17 protein-coding genes are annotated in these 18,924 nt (G+C 71.1%); 12 read left to right on the plus strand and 5 right to left on the minus strand.

Features of this window, described 5'->3' with window-relative positions; genetic code table 11:
- Nucleotides 1–7 precede the first annotated feature (7 nt).
- From murJ to G3I71_RS06990, 5 genes are read left to right on the plus strand one after another with little or no spacing between them, the layout of a single operon-like run.
- Nucleotides 8–1,789, plus strand: a complete 1,782-nt coding sequence (gene murJ / locus G3I71_RS06970; protein ID WP_164313042.1) for a lipid II flippase MurJ — start codon at nucleotides 8–10, stop codon at nucleotides 1,787–1,789.
- A 58-nt stretch (nucleotides 1,790–1,847) separates the two neighbouring features.
- Entirely contained in the window at nucleotides 1,848–2,537 is a 690-nt protein-coding gene (locus G3I71_RS06975) for a polysaccharide deacetylase family protein (protein ID WP_164313231.1), read from the plus strand.
- Nucleotides 2,538–2,542: 5 nt separating this feature from the next.
- Nucleotides 2,543–3,727, plus strand: coding sequence for a glycosyltransferase (locus tag G3I71_RS06980; RefSeq protein WP_164313232.1), 1,185 nt, complete (start codon nucleotides 2,543–2,545; stop codon nucleotides 3,725–3,727).
- Nucleotides 3,724–4,377, plus strand: coding sequence for a lipopolysaccharide biosynthesis protein (locus tag G3I71_RS06985; RefSeq protein ID WP_164313043.1), 654 nt, complete (start codon nucleotides 3,724–3,726; stop codon nucleotides 4,375–4,377). The genes G3I71_RS06980 and G3I71_RS06985 overlap by 4 nt, the downstream gene beginning before the upstream one ends.
- Complete coding sequence (locus G3I71_RS06990) at nucleotides 4,374–5,540, plus strand: GNAT family N-acetyltransferase (RefSeq protein WP_343242870.1); 1,167 nt, start codon at nucleotides 4,374–4,376, stop codon at nucleotides 5,538–5,540. The genes G3I71_RS06985 and G3I71_RS06990 overlap by 4 nt, the downstream gene beginning before the upstream one ends.
- A 22-nt stretch (nucleotides 5,541–5,562) precedes the next feature.
- Here the strand turns inward: G3I71_RS06990 and G3I71_RS06995 are convergent, their stop codons facing one another.
- The gene (locus G3I71_RS06995; RefSeq protein ID WP_203729574.1) at nucleotides 5,563–6,906 is read right to left on the minus strand and encodes a glycoside hydrolase family 26 protein; all 1,344 of its coding nucleotides are present in this window, start codon (nucleotides 6,904–6,906) and stop codon (nucleotides 5,563–5,565) included.
- A 196-nt stretch (nucleotides 6,907–7,102) separates the two neighbouring features.
- Between G3I71_RS06995 and G3I71_RS07000 the strand changes: the two genes are divergently transcribed.
- The 3 genes from G3I71_RS07000 (at nucleotide 7,103) to G3I71_RS07010 (ending at nucleotide 10,547) form a co-directional block, all read left to right on the plus strand.
- Complete coding sequence (locus tag G3I71_RS07000) at nucleotides 7,103–8,428, plus strand: ATP-grasp domain-containing protein (RefSeq protein ID WP_164313235.1); 1,326 nt, start codon at nucleotides 7,103–7,105, stop codon at nucleotides 8,426–8,428.
- Nucleotides 8,428–9,702, plus strand: coding sequence for an NAD(P)-binding domain-containing protein (locus tag G3I71_RS07005; RefSeq protein ID WP_164313044.1), 1,275 nt, complete (start codon nucleotides 8,428–8,430; stop codon nucleotides 9,700–9,702). Before G3I71_RS07000 ends, G3I71_RS07005 begins: the two co-directional genes overlap by 1 nt.
- A gap of 122 nt (nucleotides 9,703–9,824) precedes the next feature.
- A complete protein-coding gene (locus G3I71_RS07010; RefSeq protein ID WP_164313045.1) occupies nucleotides 9,825–10,547 on the plus strand; it encodes a hypothetical protein in 723 nt (240 codons plus the stop codon).
- Nucleotides 10,548–10,889: 342 nt separating this feature from the next.
- Here G3I71_RS07010 and G3I71_RS07015 read toward each other — a convergent pair whose 3' ends face one another.
- Nucleotides 10,890–11,117: a chaplin gene (locus G3I71_RS07015; RefSeq protein WP_164313046.1), complete on the minus strand. Its 228-nt coding sequence runs from the start codon at nucleotides 11,115–11,117 to the stop codon at nucleotides 10,890–10,892.
- 312 nt (nucleotides 11,118–11,429) lie between these two features.
- Nucleotides 11,430–11,840, minus strand: a complete 411-nt coding sequence (locus G3I71_RS07020) for a rodlin (protein ID WP_164313047.1) — start codon at nucleotides 11,838–11,840, stop codon at nucleotides 11,430–11,432.
- 251 nt (nucleotides 11,841–12,091) lie between these two features.
- Here G3I71_RS07020 and G3I71_RS07025 point away from each other — a divergent pair, with 251 nt between their 5' ends.
- The 3 genes from G3I71_RS07025 to G3I71_RS07035 all read left to right on the plus strand — a co-directional run bounded on the left by G3I71_RS07025 (nucleotide 12,092) and on the right by G3I71_RS07035 (nucleotide 14,272).
- On the plus strand, nucleotides 12,092–12,502 hold the full coding sequence (locus tag G3I71_RS07025) for a rodlin (protein WP_164313048.1): 411 nt from the start codon (nucleotides 12,092–12,094) through the stop codon (nucleotides 12,500–12,502).
- 116 nt (nucleotides 12,503–12,618) lie between these two features.
- Nucleotides 12,619–13,698 carry an LCP family protein gene (locus G3I71_RS07030; protein WP_343242871.1) on the plus strand — a complete coding sequence of 360 codons (1,080 nt, stop codon included), beginning with the start codon at nucleotides 12,619–12,621 and terminating at the stop codon, nucleotides 13,696–13,698.
- A 166-nt stretch (nucleotides 13,699–13,864) separates the two neighbouring features.
- Nucleotides 13,865–14,272, plus strand: a complete 408-nt coding sequence (locus G3I71_RS07035) for a rodlin (RefSeq protein ID WP_164313049.1) — start codon at nucleotides 13,865–13,867, stop codon at nucleotides 14,270–14,272.
- Nucleotides 14,273–14,415: 143 nt separating this feature from the next.
- On the opposite strand, the gene G3I71_RS07040 is transcribed toward G3I71_RS07035, so the two are convergent.
- Nucleotides 14,416–16,347 carry a long-chain fatty acid--CoA ligase gene (locus tag G3I71_RS07040; RefSeq protein ID WP_164313237.1) on the minus strand — a complete coding sequence of 644 codons (1,932 nt, stop codon included), beginning with the start codon at nucleotides 16,345–16,347 and terminating at the stop codon, nucleotides 14,416–14,418.
- Between the two features lie 172 nt (nucleotides 16,348–16,519).
- On the opposite strand from G3I71_RS07040, the gene G3I71_RS07045 reads away from it, so the two are divergent.
- On the plus strand, nucleotides 16,520–17,137 hold the full coding sequence (locus G3I71_RS07045; RefSeq protein ID WP_343242872.1) for a chorismate mutase: 618 nt from the start codon (nucleotides 16,520–16,522) through the stop codon (nucleotides 17,135–17,137).
- 107 nt (nucleotides 17,138–17,244) lie between these two features.
- Here G3I71_RS07045 and G3I71_RS07050 read toward each other — a convergent pair whose 3' ends face one another.
- Nucleotides 17,245–18,825, minus strand: coding sequence for a VWA domain-containing protein (locus G3I71_RS07050; protein ID WP_164313051.1), 1,581 nt, complete (start codon nucleotides 18,823–18,825; stop codon nucleotides 17,245–17,247).
- Between the last annotated feature and the right edge of the window lie 99 nt (nucleotides 18,826–18,924).

Genomic DNA, 18,924 nt, shown 5'->3' on the forward strand with positions numbered 1-18,924 from the left:
GACCAGAGTGACGCTGCCCGCGGCACGCGCCGCCACACCGGTCGCGAAGGGACAGGGAAAGGGACAGGGAAGCGGAGACGAGGGGGGACAGGAAGAGGGCTACGACGATGGCAGCGCCGGCGACGTCGGCATCGCCGACCACGAACCCGCCGGACTCGCCCCCGTCTCCCGGAAGTTCCTCGCCAAGGCCACGCTCGTCACGGCCGTCCTCTCGGTCGCGGGCGCCCTGCTCGGGCTGGTCCGGGACCAGTCCCTGGCCCGGCTGTTCGGGGCCGGCAGCGACACGGACGCCTTCCTGGTGGCGTGGACCGTGCCGGAGTTCGCGGCGACGCTGCTCATCGAGGACGGGCTGGCCTTCATCCTGATCCCGGCGTTCAGCATGGCGCTGGCCCGGCGTGCCCAGGGTGCCCCGGGCGATCCGGTTGCGGCGCTGGTCGCCACGACGCTGCCCCGGCTGGCGCTGGCGTTCGCGGCGGTCGGCGCGCTGCTGATCGCCACCGCTCCCTACCTGGTCGAGGGGCTCGCCCCCGGCCTGCCCGACCCGTCGCTCGCCGTGGACTGCACCCGCCTCACCGCCACCTGCGTCCTCAGCTTCGGGCTCGCCGGGTACTGCAGCGCGGCCCTGCGCGCGCACCGGCGGTTCCTGGCTCCGGCGGCGATCTACGTGGCCTACAACACCGGCATCATCGCGGCGATGTTCGTGCTGGGCGGGCGCTGGGGGGTGCGCTCGGCTGCGGTCGGGGTGGCGGTGGGCGGCGCCTTGATGGTCGTAACCCAACTGCCTTCTGTTCTAAGGCAGTTGCGGCGGCGTCGATCGGCCGTGCCGGACGAGATCGTGGTGGAGGAGACGTCCGGTGCGCCGATGGCGTTCGCACTCGTCGCACCCGTCCTGCTCTTCGCGCTGACCCGGCAGTCGCAGGTGCTCATCGAGCGTTTCCTCGCCTCCACCCTCCCCGCCGGGGCCATCTCGCACCTGAACTACGCGCAGAAGGTGGCGCAGATCCCGATGACGCTGTCGCTGATGCTGTGCACGGTCACCTTCCCGGTGGTCGCGCAGGCCATCGCGGAGGGCGACACCGAGCGGGCCCGCAGCCGGGTGGAGCGGGACATCGCGCTGGCCGCCTGGGTGGTGCTGCTCGGGGCTGCCTCGGTCATCGCCTGTGCGCCGCAGATCATCGAAGTCCTGTTCCAGCGGGGCGCGTTCGCTGCCCGCGACACCGAGGCGACGGCCACCGTGATGCGCGTGTACGCGGTCGGGCTGCTCGGGCACACGCTGGTCGGCGCGCTCGTCCGCTCGTACTTCTCCTCGAACCGGCCGACCTGGTACCCGCTGGCCGCGATGGCCACGGGCATCGTCGCGACCTCGTGGATCGGCGCGTGGACGGTCGGCCCGTGGGGGGTGTGCGGGATCGCCGCCGCCAACGCCGCCGGGATCACCCTGTCGGCCGCCCTGCTGCTGTACGGGATGGGCCCGCGCAGTGTGCCGATCCGGAAGCGCCAGGTGCTGGCCGAGCTGAGCAAGCCGGTGCGCGCGGCGGTGTGTGCGACGGCTGCGGGGGCGTTCGTGACCAGCCGGATCGACGGGCCCGTGGCGGGACTCGCCGCCGGTACGGCGACCGTCACCGTCGTCTACTTCCTGCTCGGCCGGCTCATGCGGGCCCAGGCCGTGCAGAGCTTCGTCCTCGCACTCCGTTCCGTACTCTCCATGACCCGAAGGCTTCCGCATGCCCGCAAGCGCACCCGCTCCCACGCCCGCCCCCGTCCCCGCCGCCGCGACCGGGTCCGCTGACCACGACCGTGCCCGAGGCCGAAGAGACGCCCGCCCGGGTTCCGTGCCCTGGGTGGCGATGTACCACTCGGTGGGCGACTGCTCGGACGACCCGTACCGCATCACGGTCACGCCCGAACGCCTCGACGCCCAACTGCGGTGGCTGCACCGGCGCGGGCTGCGGGGCGTTGGCATGGCCGAGCTGCTCGCCGCCCGTTCCCGGGGCGAGGGGCACGGGCTCGTCGCACTCACCTTCGACGACGGGTACGCCGACTTCCTGGCCAACGCCCTTCCGGTGCTGGAGCGTTGGAAGTGCGGCGCGACCCTTTTCGTGTTGCCGGGGCGGCTCGGCGGGGAGAACGCCTGGGATCCGCTGGGCCCGCGCAAACCGCTGCTGACGGCGGAGGGCATCCGTGCCGTCGCCGGGGCCAGGGTCGAGATCGGGTCGCACGGGCTGACGCACGTCGACCTGACGAAGGCCGACGACGAGCTGCTGCGAGTCGAGGTCGCCGAGAGCAGAGCGCTGCTCTCGGAGTTGAGCGGTGCTCCGGTCGGGGGGTTCTGCTACCCCTACGGGACCGTCGACCAGCGAGCCGTCGACGCCGTGCGGGCGGCCGGTTACGGATACGGCTGCGCGATCGACCCGGGCCCGCTCAACGGCGTCCATGTCCTCCCCCGCGTCCACATCGGCGAGAACGACACCGCCGTACGCCTGCATCTCAAGTACCGGCTGCACCGGCTGCGGCGCCGGCCGATCGAGGGGGTGTGACGGCGGTGAAGGCCCTGCACATCATCACCGGCCTCGGGGTCGGCGGCGCCGAGCAGCAACTCCGGCTGCTGCTGCGGCACTTGCCGGTCGACTGCGATGTCGTGACGCTCACCAACCCGGGCTCGGTCGCCGACGGTCTGATCGCCGACGGCGTGCGGGTCGTCCACCTCGGCATGGCCGGCAACCGCGACCTCGCCGCCCTGCCCCGCCTGGTCGACGTCATCCGCTCGGGCGGCTACGACCTCGTGCACACGCACCTCTACCGGGCCTGCGTGTACGGCAGGATCGCCGCGCGGCTCGCGGGCGTGCGGGCGATCGTCGCCACCGAACACTCCCTCGGTGACTCGCAGATGGAGGGGCGGCGGCTGACCGCCGGGGTCCGCGCGCTGTACCTCGCCGGTGAACGGCTCGGCCGCACCACCGTCGCCGTGTCCCCCACGGTCGCCGAGCGGCTCCGCCGCTGGGGTGTGCCCGCGCCCCGGATCGAGGTCGTGCCCAACGGCATCGACCTGACCCGCTTCCGCTTCGACCCGGTCGCCCGCCGCCGCACCCGCGAGCGCCTCGGGCTGCCCGAGGGGGCATACGTCGTCGGCGGCGTCGGACGGCTGACGCCGGGCAAGCACTTCGCCGACCTCATCGGCGTCCTGGCTCAACTCCCGGACAACTACTGGCTGTTGCTTGTCGGCGGCGGCCCCGAGGAGCATGTCCTGCGGCGCACCGCGAGCGAGGCGGGCGTGGCCGACCGGGTGCTGTTCACCGGCGAACGGCCCTACGTACCGGACGGTACCCCCGGCCCCGACCTGCCCTCCCTCACCTCCGCGATGGACCTGCTCGCCTCCCCGTGCCCGGAGGAGGCCTTCGGCCTCGCGGTCGTGGAGGGTCTGGCCGCCGGGCTGCCCGTCCGGTACGTCTCCTGCCCGGCGATCGAGGACCTGCCCCCGGAGTCCGCCGAGGGCGCCCGGCGCGTTCCCGGGGGCGCGGACTCCTTCGCACGCGCCATCGCCGAGGCCCGCGCGCTGGGCCCACGGGACCGCACGCCCCCCGCCGCCGCCCACCACTACGACATCACCCGCAGCGCCGCCCAGCTCATGGACGTGTACACGGCGATCATCCCGGCCTTGAATCCGTCCCCCTCCCCATGCCCGTCTCCATCCCCGTCCCCGTCACCCCAGGGAGCCCCATCCTCATGACCGAGAACGCCAGCAGAGTCACCCGCCTCACTCCCTTCACCCGCACCCGCGCCCTGCCCGCGTGGTACCTCCTCGCGGCGAGCACCGTGCTCGGCGGCCTGCTCGGCGGCGCGTACGGCACCTTCAAGGCGCCCACCTACACGGCCACCAGCTACGTCGTCGCCGTACCGACCGAGAAGTCCGACCCGGCGTCCGCGCTCGGTTTCGCGCAGGCGTACGGGCGGGTCGCCACACAGCTCGCGGTGCTCGGGGACGCCCAGGTGTGGGCGGGCGTACCGATGTCGACGCTGCGCAAGAGCGTGCAGACGGCGACCTCGCCGGACGCGCCCATGGTCGCCGTTTCGGCCACCTCCGCGCGCCCCGACCTCGCCGCCGACATGGCCAACGCCGTGGCCCGCTCCCTCACCCGGCACGCGAACGACACCAAGGAGTCGACCCACGTGGAGCTGCTCCAGTTCTCGCGCGCGGCCAAGCCGGCCGAGCCGTCCTCGGCCCCGGCCACGGTGACCGGGCTGGTCGGCGCGAGCGCGGGCGGGCTGCTCGGCGGGCTGGTGCTGCTGGTGCGACCCCGGCGGCGTACCGAGGAACCGGTGCTCGCGGCCTCCGTACCGGGTCCGGCTGTCGCCGCCGACGCGCACGGCCAGCTGTGACGGTCACTATCACGGGCGCCCTGCGCACCGAAGTCGTCAGCGACGAGGCCGCCTTCGCCGAACTGGCTCCGGCCTGGGGCCGGTTGTACCGGCGGTGCGGCGCGGCGACCCCGTTCCAGAGCCATGCCTGGCTGCACTCGTGGTGGCTGTCGTACGGTGTCCCGGGCCGGCTGCGGATCATCGTGGTCCGCGATCCCGAGGGCGAACTCCTCGCCGTCGCCCCGCTGATGCGCGTACACCGCCCGCTGCCCGCCCTCGTGCCGCTCGGCGGCGCGATCTCCGACTACGGTGACGTGCTCCTCGACGACGACATGGCCGACGAGGCCGCAGCCGCCCTCACCGAGGGCCTCTCCGACGCCGCCCGCACCGCGCTGATCGACCTCCGCGAGGTCCGCCCGGGCGGCGCGGCCGAACGTGTGTACGAGCGCTGGCGTGGCCCGCGCCGCCAGGTCAGGGACTCCGTGTGCCTGGAGCTGCCCGCCGTCTCGATGGACGGCCTGGTCTCCCGCCTCCCCGCCGCCAAGGCCCAGCGGGTCCGCGCCAAGCTGCGCAAGCTGACCGCGCTCGGCGTCGAACGTCGCGTCGTCGGCCCCGACGAGGTGGACGCGGCCCTGGCCCGCCTCCTCGAACTGCACCAACTCCAGTGGCAGGGCAGGAAGGTGACGTCGGAACACCTCCAGCCCCGGTTCCGTGAACACCTCGCCCGGTCCGTCGGGCCGATGGTGCGCTCCGGGGACGCCGTGGTCACCGAGTTCCGCCTCGACGACAGCGTGGTCGCCGTCGATCTGACGCTGCTGTCGGGACGCCTCGCGGGCGGCTATCTGTACGGCGCCCATCCGGGCCTGCGGAAACGCAAGGCCGACGTCGCCGTGATGCTCCTCGACGCCTGCGCCCAGCACACCGGGGCGGGCGGGCACAGCACGCTGAGCCTGCTGCGCGGGGACGAGCCGTACAAGCACCACTGGCGCCCCGAACCCGTCGTCAACCAAAGGCTGTTGCTGGCCCGGAGGCTGACGGCACCGCTGATGTCGGCGGTCGTGTGCGATGTCGCCGCCCGCAGCCGGGGCAAGGAACTCCTGCGCCGACTGCGGGAACGCGACGGAAACGGAAACGGTGGCGGTGGCGGCGGAGGGGAAACCGGAAACGGTGGCGGCGGATCGTGAACGACCCGCCGCCACCGGGCGGTCACCTGTTGCGCGACCACCAGTCGAACTTCAGGCACAGCTTCCCGCCCATCCAGTACTCCACCCAGTCGCCCAGATCCAGCGGCGAGCAGTTGGGCGGCGGCAGCGGAGCCGGCGGGGTGACCGGATCCGTGGGCTTCGGCGGCTCGGGGGTCGGTACCGGCGTCGGGACCGGCGGCACCGGGGTCGGCTCGGTGTCCTTACGGCCCGTCAGGATCTGGCGGTACACCTCGGACGCCTTCGGATTGCTGCCGCACTGCCACACACCGTGCGGGCAGTAGTCGGTCAGCGTGTTGTACAGCGGCTTGTGCTCGTCCATCCACCCGAGCATGCGCCGCATGTACTCCGGATTGTCGCCGTTGCGGAACAGTCCCCATTCCGGATAGGAAATGGGCTTTCCGTGCGCCTTGGCGAAATCCACATGCGCCTGAAGTCCGTAGGGCTCACTCACCTGCTCGTCGAATGAGAGTCCCCGGGGCTGGTCATAGGCGTCCATGCCGATGATGTCGACCGTGTCGTCCCCCGGATAGCACTGCGGCCACGGAATGGCGTCCCTGCCCCGGGTCGGATTGAAATCGAACCGGAATTTCTGGCCCGGCACCGCCCGCATGGTGGTGACGATCCTGTTCCAGTACCTCTTCCAGGCCTCCGGGTCCGGCCCGCAGCGATGGGTGTACGTGATGCCGTTCATTTCCCAGCCGAGCACGATGACCGTGTCCGGAATGTTCAGCGCGACCAGCCGCTCGGCCAGGGCGCGGAAGTGGTGATCGTAGAGACCGGCCGCGCCGCGCCTCAGCTGCACCTGGACCTGACGGTCGGAGACGCCCTCCTCGTTGCGCTCCAGCATGGGCACGTTGAGGACGAACAGCCGGTCCGCCTCGGCCCGCCGCCAGTCCGCCCACACGTCGAGGAAGCCTGGCACCCCCTCGATGTTGCTCCATCGGTCGCCCGGCAGATAGGTGTGGCCGACCTTGAGATCGGCGCCGCCCAGCCAGCGGCTGAGCTCGGCGATCCTGGCCGTGCCCCGTTCGCCGTCGTAGTCGACGTACGCGCCGAAGGCGGGGAGCTTGGGCGGCTCCGGTGGCTCGGGGGGTTCCGGCGGCTCGACCTTGGGAGGCTCGGGAGCCACCGGGGGTTCGGGGGTCACGGGTGCGACCGGGGCCACGATCCCGGTGGGCGGTGTCGGCTGTGTGACCGTGACCGTGTCCGGTACGGGGACGGGAGGATCGGCCACCCCCGCGCCCACGGCGTGTCCCGGCCCCGTCGCCAGGACGGTCGCCGCGGCGACCGCAGCCGCCAGGAACGCCAGCCGTCCGGTGCGGGCCCGTCGCTTTTGTGGGGCCATGCCTGCTCCTTCCTCCACGCGCGTACTCCCTGTTCTCACACTGCCTGTTTTCGCACTGCCTGTTCTCGTCCTGCCTTTTCACCTACTGACACTCAGTCATATCAGTATGAATTCCGCCACCGCGCTTGAGACTTTCGAGTGTTCCGCTCGCCCGCACGAGTGAACCGACCCGAAGGAAACCCGAAAACACATGTCCGTGTCGCTGCTCGACACCCGCGTCCCCGCCGTCCTCGTGCGGACCGACCGGAATCCCTTTCACCACGGAACACTGGGCGCCGTGCGCTCCCTCGGCCGGGCGGGCGTCGACGTACACCTGATCGCCGACGTCGGCGGAAGTCCCGTACGCAGATCCCGTTTCGTACGACAACTGCATCCGCCGCCGCTGCCCGGCGCCACCTCCGCCGACATCGCCCGCGCCCTGCTGCGGGTGGCCTCCCAGATCGCGCGGCCCGCCGTGCTGATCCCGCTCGACGACGCGAGCGCCGTCGCGGTGGGCAGGGCCCGGGCCGAGCTGGCGCCCGCCTTTCTGCTGCCGCAGCAGCCCGGCGCGCTGGCCGAACGGGTGGCCGACAAGGCAGAACTGGCCGCCGTGTGCGCGGCCGTGGGCGTGCCGCACCCCCTGACACTCATCCCGGACAGCGCGACCGAGGCCGCCGCCATGGCCTGGCACCTCGGGCTGCCGGCCGTGGCGAAGTGGAGCCGGCCCTGGCTGCTCCCGGCCGACAGCGACCTGCGCAGCACGGTCGTCGTACGCTCGGCGCGGCAGGCACGGGAGCTGTACCTCCGTACGGAGGAGGCCGGCAGTCGGCTGCTCCTCCAGGCGTTCCTGCCGGCGGGACCGGACCTCGACTGGTTCTGCCACGGGTACGTCGACCGCACCGGGACCGTGCGCGGCGGCGGCCCCGGCCGCAAGCTGCACGCCTGGCCGCGCGGCGCCGGACTGACGGCGGTGGGCCACTGGACCCCGAACGCGTCCGTGCAGGCGCTCTCCGAACGGGTCGTCGGTGAACTGGGCTACCGGGGCATCTTCGACCTCGACTTCCGCCGCTGCGCCACCACCGGCGACTACCACCTGCTCGACTTCAACCCGCGCCCCGGCGCCCAGTTCCGGCTCTTCACCGACACGGCCGGGCTGGACGTCGTACGCGCCCAGCACCTCGACCTGACCCACCGTCCGCTGCCCGAGGGGGCGCCGCGGCCCGGGCGGGCGTTCGTGGTCGAGAACTACGCGCCGCTCAGCGCGCTGCGACCGGCGCCGGCCGGCCGCGAGCTGGCCTGGCACGCGCCGGACGACCTCGGACCCGGCTGGGCGATGTGGGCCCTGTGGGCCCGGCACGCCGCCCGCCGCCTGCCGACCCGGCTGCGCCGGCTGTGCGAACGCCCCGGACCGGACGACACACAGGCACGCGTGGTCCGGCAGGCGGTGGCCGACGCGCCGCAGCCACTGACCGACGACCGCCTGACCGACAGTTCCCTTGCTGACGGCTCCCTCACCGACGACGAGAAAGCGAACAGTTACTGATGTACGACCTGCTGGTGGTGGGCGCGGGCCCCTACGGCCTGTCCATCGCCTCCCACGCCGCCGGCGCCGGGCTCCGGCTGCGCGTCCTCGGCCGGCCCATGGCCTCCTGGCGCGACAACATGCCCCGGGGCATGTTCCTCAAGTCGGAGCCGTGGGCGTCGAACCTGTCCGACCCCGACGACCGCTGGCGCCTGGACACCTACTGCGCCGGTCAGGGCGTCGAGGCACGGCACGGGCAGCCGATCCCGCTGGAGATGTTCGCCTCGTACGGTCAGTGGTTCGCGCGCAACGCCGTGCCCGAGGTCGACGAACGGACGGTGACCCGGGTGGCGCCCACACCCGGGGGCTTCGAGGCGGTGACGGAGGACGGCGAGACAGTGCGCGCCCGGACCGTCGCCCTGGCCGTCGGTGTGCTGCCCTTCGTCGAGATCCCCGCCGCGCTGCGCGGCCTCGGCCCCGACCTGGTCTCGCACAGCAGCCACCACGGCGACCTCGACCGCTTCCGCGGCCGGGACGTCACGGTGATCGGCGGCGGCCAGGCAGCCCTGGAGACGGCGGCCCTGCTCGCCGAACAGGGCTCCCGGGTAAGGGTGTTGGCCCGCGCGGAACAGCTGAGCTGGAACGACGTACCGCCGCCCTGGGAGCGCTCCTGGTGGCGCTCGGCCCGCGCCCCGCACAGCGGCCTGGGCTGCGGCTGGCGCAACTGGTTCTACGCGGAACGCCCCAACCTCTTCCACCGGCTCCCGGAACCGACCCGCGCCCGGATCGCCGCCACGGCCCTGGGCCCGGCGGGTGCCTGGTGGGTACGCGACCGCGTCGAGCCGGCGGTGGAGGTGCTCCTCGGCCAGGAGGTGTCACGGGCGCAGGAGTTGACGGGCGCCGGCGGCGGCGTACGGCTGGACACGGTGACCCGGTCCGGCGAGCGGCGCTCCCTGGAGACCGAACACGTCATCGCGGCAACGGGGTTCAGGGCGACGTGCGACCGGATGGGTCTGCTGGACCCACGGCTCGGCGCCGGCCTGGGCGCGTCGGCGGACGGTTCCCCGGCGGTCGGGCGGCACTTCGAGTCCTCGTACCCCGGCCTGTTCCTGGCGGGCCTGGTGACGGCGTCCGGCTTCGGCCCGTCGATGCGCTTCGTGCACGGCGCGACATTCACCGCGGAGACACTCGTACGAGGGGTTCGGCGCCGGCTGCGGACAGGGGCCCGGGCGGGCGGCGCGACGGTGCCGGGGCAAGGGCGGCGCGAGGGGGTGCGGTCCGCGTCCGCGGGGTAGGCGGTTCGTTCACCGCGGGCCGGTGGGGTCTGGTCGCGCCCACGTGGCGGAGCCGTATATCGATACGGCCCCGCGCCCCTGGATGAGTCCCGCGCCCCTTACGGGGCGCGGGACTCATCCAGGTGTCCGCAGCCTTACACGTGCCTCACTCGTGGGCGCCGGGCTGGCCGCGCCTGCCCCGTCGGTACAGGACGACACCACCGGCGATCATCACGACGCTGACGGCCGAGGCCGCGATCAACTCCTCACGACTGCCGGTCGGCGGCAGGTGGGGCGGCTTCGTCGGCGGCGCGGTGGGAGGCGTCGTCGTGGGCGGACCCGTGGGGGGCTTGGTCGGCGGCTTAGTCGGCGGCTTAGTCGGAGGCGTCGTCGGGGGCTTGGTCGGCGGCTTCGTCGGCGGCGTCGTCGGGGGCTTGGTCGGCGGCGTCGTCGGAGGCTTCGTCGGAGGCTTCGTGGGCGGCTTCGTCGGAGGCGTCGTCGGAGGCTTGGTCGGCGGCGTCGTCGGGGGCTTCGTCGGCGGCTTCGTCGGAGGCTTGGTGGGCGGCTTCGTCGGAGGCTTGGTCGGCGGCTTCGTGGGCGGCTTCGTCGGAGGCTTCGTCGGAGGCTTGGTCGGCGGCTTCGTCGGCGGCTTCGTCGGCGGCTTCGTCGGAGGCTTGGTGGGCGGCTTCGTCGGAGGCTTCGTGGGCGGCTTGGTGGGCGGCTTCGTCGGAGGCTTCGTGGGCGGCTTCGTGGGCGGCTTCGTCGGAGGCTTCGTCGGAGGCTTCGTGGGCGGCTTGGTCGGGGGCTTCGTCGGAGGCTTCGTCGGAGGCTTCGTGGGGGGCTTCGTCGGCGGGGTATCGCCGTAGCCGCCGGAGGTGTTGCCGTAGCCGTTGTCGTGGCCGTAACCGTGGCCATTCCCCTGGCCGTGGCCGTTTCCGTTGCCGTAGCCGGGGTCGTCGTGTGGGGCGCCGGGGGCTCCGTGTGCGGCCGAGCCGTTGGGGGCCCTGCCCGCGTCCGCGTCGGCCAAGGCGGAAATGCCGTAGAGGGACAAGAGGCTCGTCGCGGCGGCCGCCACGACCATCCCCCTGCTCAGACTCTGTCGCATTCTGATTATCTTCCTGCTGGGAGAGGTGAGAAAAAGCCGGCCTTGGCACCGAGAGGCTCTCCAAGACCGGCCCAGACACCGCCGAACGGCTGGTGCTACGACGTCAGTCGTTGACGCAGGTGTTGCCGAACGCCGGGTTCAGCAGCGCGATGACGTTGATCGAGTTGCCGCACACGTTGACGGGAATGTGGACGGGCACCTGGACCACGTTGCCGGAGAGCACACCCGGGGAGTTGGCGGCGAAGCCCTCCGCCTCGGCGTCCGCGAAGGCCGGGGCGGCCATTCCGAGCGCCATGATGGCGCCCGCGATGACAGCAACGCTCTTCTTCATAAGGTTTCCCTTCTCTGCGGTCATGCCCCTATGTCGGCCGAAGACCGAGCGAGCACAGCATGAACGGCTCGCACCATGACCGGCAGTTGTAAAACGAGGGATAGACAGCCGAAGAAACTACGGAACGTGGTCCCATGGTTAATTCACTCGAACGCCCCGAAGCAGCGGAAAACACAGTCCACACGAAAGGCTGAAGGAAATCGGGGAGATGACAAAACGCGGACAGCCCCCGCACCGTGTGCGGAGGCTGTCCGAGCTGCGTTTATGGGCGACCGGACCACTGTTGACGAACGGTCAGCAGATGGCGACAGATCAGCTGTTGCCGACACCGTTCCCGGAGAGGACCGGAATGTCGCTGAGAACGCCGGCCAGCGGCTCGTCACCCTTGGCCTGCGTCGAGTTCTCGGCGCACTGCTGGTTCTGCGGGGCGGACAGGATCGGAATGTCCTGGAGGGCGACCGGCACGACGCCCACGACGGAGCCCACGTTGCCCTTCACGGGCAGACCGACACAGAGCTTGTTCAGCGCGCCCTGCGCCAGGCTCATCTGAGGGCTCATGTCGCCCTTGGTCACGGAGTTGCCGAACTTCGAGACAGCACCGTTCCCGCTGACGGACGTCGTGCCGCCGTCGTCCGCTGTGGCAAGCGCCTGAGTGGCGGTCGCCGCCGAGACTCCGACGACAGATACGGCTACCGCCGCCGCGGCCATTGCCTTCTTCAGCATTTCGCTTTCCTTTCCTGGCAGAGACACATGTTCCTGCTCTCGCATCAACCGGATGGACGGGGATTGGTTTCGCCGCTTCACCCGATTGGCCCGTTCCGGACTCGGAAATTCATGGAAACGCCCGGTTCACGAACCCCTCGTGAACGACCTCCGCCATGGGCCATCAGAGTGAATCGGAGCAACCATGCGCGCCGGAGACAGTTGATCCTGGCGGCTCCGGTGGACGGGGTTTCTTCCGAAGGGACTAGCAAGTGATCAAGAAGGTTATGGCTGCCGCGGCGGTCGCCGCTTCCGTCGTCGGTGTCTCCGCTGCGGTTGCGGCCCCGGCAATGGCGATCGCGAACGACGGTGGCACGACGTCCACCAGTGGCAACGGCGCCATCCAGAAGTACGGCAACTCGGCCACGTACGGCAACATGAGCCCCCAGATGGCGCTCATCCAGGGCTCGCTCAACAAGCCCTGCATCGGTCTGCCGGCCAAGCTCAACGTCGGTTCCGTCGTCGGCGTCGTACCGGTCGCCCTCCAGGACATCCCCGTCCTGTCGGCCCCGCAGAACCAGCAGTGTGTCGAGAACTCGACGCAGGCCAAGGGCGACGAGCCGCTGTCGCACATCCTCAGCGACATCCCGGTCCTGTCCGGCAACGGCGTCGGCAACAACTGACCGGCATCACCAGTACCACCGGCGACGACTGAGCCGGGCGTACGTCCGGGCTCTCTTCGAGCCTTCACCAGCGGGCCGTCGAACTCTCGGCGGCCCGCTGGCCTACGTTGCGTCAGGTGACGACGAGACACCCTTTGTTCCGGTTTTCCCGTCCTTCCCGCCTCCCCCGGCTGTGCGGGATCGCGCTGCTGTGTGCCGCGACCGCGATCGGCTGCGGCACACCCCAGGCGCCGCCGCTGAAACCCGCGGGCGGCGCCACCCTCGCCAAGGCCACCGACATCCTGCTGCTGGGCACGGACGGCCGCGGCACCATCACCGAGAAGGAGCGCCGCAAGTTCCACGCGGGCGGCTTCGCCTGCAACTGCGCGGACGTGATGATGCTCGTCCACGTGTCCGCCGCGCGCGACCGCGTCAGCGTGATCGGCCTGCCGCGCGACTCCCTCGCCACGATTCCGGCGTACAGACCCACACCGTCCTCGAAACAACGCCCCGCGCATCCCGCGAAGCTCAACGGCGCGTACGCGGAAGGCGGCGCCCAGCTCATGGAGCGGACGGTGGAGGCGGCGACCGGGGTGAGTGTCGAGCAGTATCTGCAGCTCGACTTCCGGCGGTTCATCGACGCCGTCGACCAGGTCGGCGGGGTCGAGGTGTGCACGAAACGGCGCCTCAAGGACTCCAAGACCAAGCTGGACCTGGCGCCGGGACGGCATCTGCTCAAGGGTGGGCAGTCCCTGCAGTACGTCCGCTCCCGGCATGTCGACCAGAGCGCCGACCTGGGACGGATCCAGCGGCAGCAGCGGTTCCTGGTCGCGGCGCTGCAACAGCTGACCGCCCGGAAGGTGCTCACCGACCCGGTGGCCATGGGCAAGGTGGCCCGGACACTGCTCGGCCCGGCCAAGGTCCAGCAGGGCTTCGGGAAGGACGGCGCGCAGACCCTGGTCACGCTCGCCGCGGCGCTGAGCAAGGTACCGGCCACGCGGACCGAGTTCGCCACCGTGCCGATCGCCGGGTTCAACCCGCCGATGAAGGACGTCGGTTCGACGCTGCGCTGGGACGCGGCGAAGGCGAAGGCGATGTTCACCAAGGTGCGCGAGGACCGGCCCCTGATCGCGGCCGGTACGGATCCCAAGCCCGGCGATCCGCCGGTGTTCGGGAAGGACGTGCCGGTGCGCGGCAACCGGCTGGCTTGCCCCTGAGCAGGATGGCCGGGCGGACGGACAAGCGGTCTCGTTTCCCCCGTACGGCCGCTCGTACACCTCACCCGCTGGGCCAAATGGGGCAATCACCGCAACCCCGGACGGGGTTGAGCCGTTCTTGATCACGCAGCTCCTCACCGGAGTCCGCTTTTCGAAGGGAATGAACATGAAGAAGCTGTGGGCTACCGCGGCCATCGCCGCCTCCGTCGCCGGTATCTCGGCGACGGCAGCACCCCAGGCCCTGGCGATCGCCAATGACGGTGGCACCACCTCCGTCAGCGGCAACGGCGCCGAGCAGGAGTTCGGCAACTCGGCCACGTTCGGTGACATGAGCCCGCAGCTCTCGCTGGTCCAGGGTTCGCTGAACAAGCCGTGTGTCGGCCTCCCGGCCAAGCTCAACGTCGGTTCCGTCGTCGGCGTCGTGCCGGTCGCCCTCCAGGACATCCCCGTCCTGTCGGCCCCGCAGAACCAGCAGTGTGTCGAGAACTCGACGCAGGCCAAGGGCGACGAGCCGCTGTCGCACATCCTCAGCGACATCCCCGTGCTGTCCGGCAACGGCGCCGGCAACAGCTGAGTCTCCCCGCTCGGTTGCGGCGGCGGGTCACCGGTTCTCCGGTGGCCCGCCGTTCGGCGTTCGTGGCACTGCCTCGGGCTCACGTGCCGTCGACTTCACCTGCCGTCGGGCTCGCTTGCTGTCGGGCTCACTTGCTGTCGGGCTCACTTGCTGTACAGCGCCTCGATCTCGGCCGCGTACGCCTCCCGTACCGCGTGGCGTTTGACCTTGAGGGACGGGGTGAGCAGTCCGTTTTCCTCGGTGAACTCGCCCTCGACCAGGGTGAAGGCGCGGATCGACTCCGCCCGGGAGACCGCCGCATTGGCGTGGTCCACGGCCCGCTGGACGTCGGCCCGCATCCCGGGGTCGCCGATCACCTCGGGCATCGGGGTGTCGACGGGCATCCCCCGGACGGTGAGCCAGTGGGCGACGGAATCGGGGGCGAGGGTGATCAGGGCGGCGACGAAGGGGCGGTTGTCGCCGACGACCATGCACTGGCCGACCGGCGCACGGCTGCGCAGCCGGTCCTCCAGGACGGCCGGGGCGACGTTCTTGCCGCCGGAGGTGACGAGGATGTCCTTCTTGCGGCCGGTGATGGTGAGGTAGCCGTCGTCGTCGAGAGCGCCGAGGTCGCCGGTGGCGAACCAGCCGTCGCTCAGTACCGCGTCCGTCGCCGCCGGGTTGTTCCAGTAGGAGCCGAAGACGACCGCGCCCTTGAGGAGGACCTCACCGTCGTCGGCGATCCGGACGGCGGTGCCGGGGACGGGGAGGCCGACCGTGCCGGGGCGGGGGGCCAGGGGTGGGACGAGGGTGGCGGCGGAGGTCGTCTCGGTCAGGCCGTAGCCCTCGTAGACGATGATTCCGGCGGCGTAGAAGAAGAGGCTGAGGTCGCGGTCGAGCGGGGAGCCGCCGCTGATGGCGTAGTGCATACGCCCGCCCAGCTCCTTGCGGATACGGCGGTACACGAGCAGGTCGTACAGGGCCCAGGCGGCGTACAGGGCGGGGCCGGGGCCCTTGCCGGTACCGGTGCCGAGGAACTTCTCCAGGTACGCCTCCGCGAAGCGGACGCCGATGCGGTGGGCCCGGTCGAAGGAGGCGGCGCGGCCCATCTTCTCGGCGGTCGCGCGGCCGGCGGCGTGGATCCGCTCGAAGAGGTACGGGACGCCCACCAGGAAGGTCGGCCTGAACTCCCGCAGCATCGGGCGGAGTTCGTCGGGCTTGATGCTCGGGAAGTGGCCGATCTCGATGCGGGCCATCAGACAGCCGATCTGAAGGGCCCGGCCCATGATGTGGGCGAGAGGGACGAAGAGGAGGGTCGAGGCGGTCTGGCCGGTGACCTCCTTGAAGATCGGGTGCAGCAGTTCGACGACGTTGGCCGCCTCGGCGTGCAGGTTCGCGTGGGTGAGGACGCAGCCCTTCGGCTGTCCGGTGGTGCCGGAGGTGTAGCAGATCGTCGCGGTGGTGTCGGGGGTCAGGTCCGTGCGCCGCTTGGTCACCTCCTCGTCCGGCACCTCCCGTCCCAGAGTGGTGAGTTCGGCCATCGCGTCCTCGTCCAGGGTGAGGACGCGCGGGGGTTCGGGGTGAGCGGCCGTGCCGGTGATGACGGTGGCCGTGTTGTCCGGCGTTTCCGTGACGACCAGGTGGACTCCCGAGTCCCTTACGATCCAGTCCACTTGGGCTGCGGACGAGGTGGCGTAGACGGGGACGGTCTGGCCGCCGGCCGCCCAGATCGCGAAGTCCAGGACCGTCCACTCGTAGCGGGTACGGGACATCACCGCGACCCGGCCGCCCGGTTCGAGGCCGGCGGCTATCAACCCCTTCGCGGTGGCGATGACTTCGGCGGCGAAGGCGGCGGCGGTGATCGGGCGCCAGGTGCCGTCGTCCGTACGGCGGCGCAGGACCACCGCGTCGGGGGCCTCGGCCGCGTTGGTGTGGGGCAGGTCGGCGATGCTGCCCGTGGTGGGGGTCGTCACGATGGGGGCGGCGCGGGCTTCGCGGACGGTGCCGGTCTTCTCGTCGCGGATCAGCTCGACGCGGTGACGGGCCGCCAGATCGGGGCGCCGCTTCGCCTGCTTCAGATCCCTGCGTACGCCCATGACGCTCGCTTCCGGTGGCTGGTGCTGCTCGTGATCCCGGGTCAAATTACCCGTGCGTAGCGGAAGTTCAATGGGTCGCGCGAAAGCAGATCATTCGGGGCGGATATTTTGCTGCCTGGCGCAGGGCTTCGGTCCGGCGCCGGCTCGACCTCCCCCCACCGAAAGGAACCCCGTGCGGTCTGTTCTTCTCGCCGTGTGCGCGTCGGCCGTCCTGGCCGTCTCCGGCGCGGCACCCGCTGTGGCCGACACCTCGACTCCCGTACGGGCAGGCGCCGTTGCCTCCTCCCCCACGTTCTCTTCGACGTCGCTGACTTCCCTGACGTCGCTGACCGACCTGTTCGCCGAGCGGCTGCTGGTGGCCGACAAGGTCGCCGCCGCCAAGTACGGCACCGACAAGCCGATCGACGATCCGGTGCGCGAGCAGCAGATCCTGGCCGACGTCTCCGCGCGGGCCGTCGGGCTCGGCCTCGACCCGGAGGCGGTGGCCGCCGTGTTCCGGGACCAGATCGAGGCGAACAAGGTGGTCCAGCGTGGGCTGTACGCCCGTTGGGACGCACATCCCGAGCTGCGGCCCGCCGAGCGGCCCGATCTGGTCAAGGAGGTTCGGCCGATTCTGGATCGGATCACCAATGAGTTGCTGGATGCGCTGAGAGAGACGGTGGGGGTTCGGGCGGGAGACTTGTGTGAGGTGCGGCTTGTGCTTGCCGCGGGGCGCTCCGCTCGGGGGTACCGGTTGGATGGGTTGCATGTGGAGGGGCTTGGGAGGGCTGTTCCGTCTGTGTGCGGTTAGCGGGCCTTGGGTTGTCTGTTGCCTGCAGGCCCGCGGGGGCTGGTCGCGCAGTTCCCCGCGCCCCTAAAAGAGGGGAGCTCGTCGCATCCGGTGTTCACCAGCACCGGCTAGTTCTCATAGCGGCCTGCCTGGTCTATTGCCTCGGCCAGTTGGCGTACCGCCTTGTCCTCTGTCTTGTCCGCCAACTTGTTTGCCTTGCTTGCCAGTTCACTCAGGGACGGGGCGCCCGGCAGGGTGGTCCAGTCGTCGGCGCCCTTGCGCAGGGCGTCGGCGAAGTAGGCGGCCACCGCTGTGATCTGGAGGCGGGACGGGGCGTTCCAGAGCGCTTCGTCCAGCGCCTTCGACTCCAACTGGCCCGATTCCTCGTGGGGTTCGCGGGTGTCGGGGTCGAGCCAGCGGACCGTTGCCGTTGCGAGGTGACCCGAGGCGGAGTCTTTGGTGCGGACGGCGTACAAGGCGGTGACCGTGTGGCCGGGGCCCACCTCGCCGCCGTCCACGCGGTCGTCGCGGAAGTCGTCGTCGGCGACCCGGCGGTTGTCGTAGCCGATCAGGCGGAACTCGGCGACGGTCTCCGGGTCGAAGGCGACCTGGGCCTTGGCGTCGCGGGCCGTGAGGTCGATGTTGCGCGGGAGCTGCTCGCAGAACACCTCGCGGGCGTCGGTCTCGTTCGAGACGTAGGTGGTGTGACCGTCGCCCTTGTCCGCGAGGCGTTCCATCAGGGCGTCGCCGTAGTCGCTGCCGACACCGACGCCGAAGAGGGTGATGCCGTGTTCGCGGCGGGCGTCGGAGATGCGGTCGAGGATCGAGTCGGCGTCGGTGTCGCCGGTGTTGGCGAGTGCGTCCGAGACCAGTACGACCCGGTTGGTGGCGCCCTCGCGCAGGCCCTCGACGGCGGTGGCGTAGCCGGTGCGCACGCCTGCGCCGAGGTTGGTCGAGTCGGTCGGTTCCAGTTCGTCGATCGCGTTGTGGACGCGGTCGCGGTGGTCGTCCAGGCGGGTCATCGGGAGGACGGTCTCGGCCTCGTCGCTGAAGGTGACGATGGCTACCGAGTCGTCGTCGCGCAGCCGGTCCGTCATCACGCCGAGGGAGTCCTTGGCGAGGTCGAGGCGGCCGGGCTCGGCCATGGAACCGGAGATGTCGATGACGAAGGTGAGGGCGGCCGGCGGGCGTTCGCTCTCCTGCTCGGCGGTGCGGGTGGCGAGGCCCACGCGGACCAGGGACCAGTCCGCGCGGTCGGTGCGGGCGCCGTCGACGGTGACCGAGAAGCCGTTGCCGTCGGGGCGTTCGTAGTCCTGGCGGAAGCTGTTGACGAACTCCTCGGGCCGGACCGTCGACGGGTCGGGGCGGTGGCCGTCGGCGAGGGTGCGGCGCGCGTAGCCGTACGAGGCGGTGTCGACGTCGAGGGCGAAGGTGGAGAGGTAGTCGGGGGACGGGGCGAAGTCGCCTTCCGTCTCACCTTCCGTGTCGCCTTCTTCGCCGTCGCGGTCGCTCTGTTCGCCGGAGCCGTTGCTCTGGGCCGGCGCGGGGGCGTAGCCCGAGCCGCCGCCGGAGTTCTGGTTGGTGCCCCGGCTGCTGTCGCCGCTGTCCCCCGTCGCACTGCACCCGGTGAGCAGCAGCCCGCTCGCGGCCGTCACCGCTATCAGCGCACCCCGCAGGCGTCGTGTTCGGTGTGTCCGGTTCCGCTCCATCTGCCGTGCCCCCTCCGTCCGTTGGCGTCGGACGACGTCAACTTCTGTGACTGTGACGGTGGAAGGGGCCGGAATGTGCGGTACGGGGTGTTGCGGATG

This window comes from Streptomyces sp. SID12501 (genome assembly GCF_010550245.1).
GTDB lineage: Bacteria > Actinomycetota > Actinomycetes > Streptomycetales > Streptomycetaceae > Streptomyces.